The following is a 2912-nucleotide window of genomic DNA, read 5'->3' as shown; positions in this document are numbered from 1 at the left end:
TCCTATGCAGTACGAGCAACGCTGGTACGAGGCACAGCGTAAAAAGGCCGCGTAGATCATGGGCTAAGAGCTACACAAAACAGGGGCAAGATCACTATGCCAGCGCAGGCCGTACGGTGTTCATGAACCTCAAATGAACGCCGCTGCCGTAAACACGTCCCAAAGCTGCGGCAGCCGGGCCTTGTCAAGCAAGGCGCCGGGCTGGGCTTGCGTTTCCTTGACTTGATGCAAGCCCTGCACTTGGGCCTCAACCTCGCGTCCAGTCTCTGACTCCTCAGGAGAAAGGATGAGCCTGAAATTACTCAGGCTTTACTTGACCAGGGCCAGCATGTCCTTGAAAGCCGGATGCTCACAGCTGCGTAGCCATTCAAAGGCCACCATCTCCGTGGTCACCAGCTCGCCCCCCGCGCCAGCCAGACGATCGAAGGCCGCATCGCGGTTGCGCTCAGTGCGCGAACTGCAGGCATCGGTGACCACCCAGACATCGAACTCATCTTCAAGCAACTCCAGGGCCGTCTGCAGCAGGCAAACATGGGCTTCACAGCCTGCGATGACCACGGTATTGCGCTCGGGTGCCGGCTGAGGCTTTTGCAAATGCTTGGGCAGGCTGCGTGCATTCCCACCTTGGGGCCTGGCCGGCGGACGCAGCCACTCGCTCAGGCCTTCGGCCACGGCGCTGAAATGCATCTTGGACAAGGTCTTGCTGCACAAGGCGCGTAGCTGTGCCTCGTTGCCCCCGAGACGCGAGGGATTTTGTTCAGTGCCGAACACAGGCACTTCCGCCAGCTCAGCCAGACGGGCCAGCTTGAGAGCATTGGCAAGCACCAGATCTCCTTCAAAGATGGCTGGCATCAAACGCTCTTGGTAATCAACAAGCACCAATTGGGATTCGGAAGCCTCAAGCAGCATGACAATTATTCTTTCTTTGCAATATGACAAACATGCAATTGTCGCAGCTTGGTCTATGAAACAGCAGACATGCATCCACTCATGCCAAGGCCTAAGAACGTGTTTACGATTTTTTTCTCCCCGACAATTCAGGGGTGGAAAGACAGAAATACGCCAGCGATATCACTCGCGAACAGTTTGCCCTGATAGAGCCCGAATTGCGCAGTGTTCGGCGCACGACCAAGCCCACTCGCCTTGATCTGTACGAGGTGTTTTGCGCCGTGCTGTACCTGCTCAGAACAGGTTGCCAATGGCGCTTTTTGCCAAGAGATTTCCCCAAGTGGCAAAGCGTTTACGCCTACTGGCACAAGTGGAGCAAGCCCGACAAGCACGGTATCAGCGCGCTTGAGCGGGCACTCAAAAAATCAGGTTGGCGCAGCCCGAGAGAGACTGGGGCGCAACGCCTGCAGCACACTCTTGATCGTGGACGCGCAGAGCGTAAAGAACACTGACACGGCGGGGTTTAAAGGCTATGACGCGGGCAAGAAAGTCTCGGGCATCAAGCGCCATATCGCGGTAGACACGAATGGACTGCCTCATGCGACAGCCGTGACAACTGCCAATGTGACAGATCGCAAGGGTGCTTTGCAAGCCTTTAATCGCTCCAAGGAATTCTTGAAAGCTGTGCGCAGCGTGCTCACTGATGCTGGCTATGTGGGTGAGCCATTTGCCAATGAAGTCAAGAAGATACTGGGTGCGCATGTGACAGTGCAGATTGCCAAGCGAGATGAACTGCACAGTTTCAGGGTGATGCCCAAGCGCTGGGTGGTGGAGCGCAGCTTTGCGTGGCTGGAGAAGAACCGGCGGCTATGGAAGAACTGCGAAAGGTGGCTCAACACCAGTCTGCAGTTCATTCACTTGGCGTTTGTGGCCTTATTGCTCAGAAGATCGTAAACACGTTCTTACCACCCCCTACCCCTTGACCGCCCTGCGGATGCCCCTTGCCAATGCCCTTGGATCGCGCCAGGTGGGCTCAGGCGGCGCCAACGCCGAGCCGGGACAGCTCCAGCGACTGCAGCAGCTTCTGCACCTCCTGGACGCTCTGCTGGCATTCGATGATCGCGCCGTCAAAGGTCTTGATGTAGCAACGGATGCCATGCCACTGACTCGATACACCAGCCTCCTCAATCCTGATGATCCCATCCGGGCTCAGCAGATGAGCCCGCCCGTTGCGGCCTGTGACCTCAATCATTACCTCTGCTCCTCGCGTTGTTTGTCACGGCTGTGGTGGGTGCAGCACAACGACTGCCAGTTACTGTGCCGCCAGAACAGCGCCTGATCACCACGATGGGCCTGGATGTGGTCCACAACTGTTGCCGCCGTCACCCTGCCCTCAGCCTCGCACATCACGCACAGTGGATGTTCACGCAGCCACTGAGCCCGGGCCTTCTGCCACTTGTAGCCGTACCCGCGCTGCGCTGCCGTCTGGTCACTGGTGCGCCAGCCTCCGGCCTGCATCGTTGGCACGCGCCTTGTGTCGAGCACTGGCAGTGAGGACTTGAGAGTTTGGAGCTTGGCCATGTGATGGGTGCCGCCACGCGAGCCATACACCCCATGCGTGTCAGTGCGCTGGTTTGCCGGATGCGCTCGGTGGCGGCGGAAACGAAAAAGCCACCAGAAGGCGCCCCGCTTTGCTCACAGGCGCCGCCTCCGAGCTCTAATTTAAGATCATTGGCATTGAATATAAGATCCACCGAATAGCTTAACGCCGAAAGGGAGTGCAATGAGGTCTTTGTTGGTATTGGCGTTTTCACTTTTGATGGCTTCGATTTCTTCTCCATCTTTTGCTCAGCAACAATGCGACTGCACAAAAATCATCGGGTCCTGCGAAGGTGTTGTGCGCGTTAAATCTGTAACTGGATCCCCTCCATCGGTATCTATCAGTACGCCTCATCAGGGGTCGCTCGGTTGTGGGCCTGATGGGGGCGCTGTGAATTGTAGAACTCCAGATACCGGGCAATCCC

At 57.1% G+C, this 2912-nt stretch carries 5 protein-coding genes; 1 reads left to right on the top strand and 4 read right to left on the bottom strand.

The window, feature by feature from the left end; all coding sequences use genetic code 11:
- Positions 1–309 precede the first annotated feature (309 nt).
- On the bottom strand, positions 310–909 hold the full coding sequence (locus G486_RS0116935) for an isochorismatase family protein (protein ID WP_027016589.1): 600 nt from the start codon (positions 907–909) through the stop codon (positions 310–312).
- A gap of 134 nt (positions 910–1043) precedes the next feature.
- Here G486_RS0116935 and G486_RS23740 point away from each other — a divergent pair.
- Positions 1044–1842 (top strand): IS5 family transposase gene (locus G486_RS23740; RefSeq protein WP_407059804.1). Its coding sequence is split into 2 segments (ribosomal slippage): positions 1044–1315 and positions 1314–1842, totalling 801 coding nucleotides; the frame shifts between segments, so codons are not numbered across the junction.
- A 79-nt stretch (positions 1843–1921) separates the two neighbouring features.
- Here G486_RS23740 and G486_RS22710 read toward each other — a convergent pair.
- The 3 genes from G486_RS22710 to G486_RS24815 form a co-directional block, all read right to left on the bottom strand.
- Entirely contained in the window at positions 1922–2140 is a 219-nt protein-coding gene (locus G486_RS22710) for a hypothetical protein (RefSeq protein WP_034388265.1), read from the bottom strand.
- Positions 2140–2469, bottom strand: coding sequence for an HNH endonuclease signature motif containing protein (locus G486_RS0116920; RefSeq protein ID WP_027016587.1), 330 nt, complete (start codon positions 2467–2469; stop codon positions 2140–2142). Before G486_RS0116920 ends, G486_RS22710 begins: the two co-directional genes overlap by 1 nt.
- A 359-nt stretch (positions 2470–2828) precedes the next feature.
- Complete coding sequence (locus tag G486_RS24815; protein ID WP_407059805.1) at positions 2829–2909, bottom strand: hypothetical protein; 81 nt, start codon at positions 2907–2909, stop codon at positions 2829–2831.
- Between the last annotated feature and the right edge of the window lie 3 nt (positions 2910–2912).

Origin of the sequence: Comamonas composti DSM 21721 (genome assembly GCF_000429845.1) — a bacterium.
Taxonomy (GTDB): Bacteria; Pseudomonadota; Gammaproteobacteria; order Burkholderiales; family Burkholderiaceae_C; genus Comamonas; species Comamonas composti.
Note: the sequence above shows the minus strand (reverse complement) of the source record. Positions and strands in the feature narration are given on the sequence as shown.